Annotated in this window: 1 protein-coding gene; it reads left to right on the top strand. The window is 68.6% G+C overall.

Annotated elements, in window-relative coordinates; genetic code table 11:
* On the top strand, nt 1-325 hold a 325-nt coding region (locus BVI061214_RS00150), incomplete at both ends, for a mechanosensitive ion channel family protein (protein WP_156303161.1).

The raw sequence follows: 325 nt of genomic DNA, 5'->3' as shown, positions 1-325 counted from the left end.
CCACTTCCTCCCCAACTCCGAGGTGCGCCAGGTGACCGTCCTCACCCAGGAGTGGAGCCGGGCGGTGGTGGACGTGAGCGTGGCCTACAGGGAGGACCTGGACCGGGCGCTGGAGGTCTTCCGGGACGAGGTGGCCCGCTTTTACCAAGACCCCGAGTGGCGGGAACGCTTCGCCGATCCACCCGAGGTCCTGGGGGTCCAGAGCCTGGCCGACTCCGGGGTGGTCATCCGCGTCCTCTTCAACACCAAGCCCGCCGAGCAGTGGGCCGTGGCCCGGGAGTTTCGCAGGCGCATCAAAAACCGCCTGGACCGGGAGGGGATAGAG

The organism is Thermus aquaticus, assembly GCF_001280255.1.
Lineage (GTDB): Bacteria > Deinococcota > Deinococci > Deinococcales > Thermaceae > Thermus > Thermus aquaticus.
The sequence above is the reverse complement of the archived record's forward strand: the minus strand, read 5'-3'. Positions and strand labels throughout refer to the sequence as shown.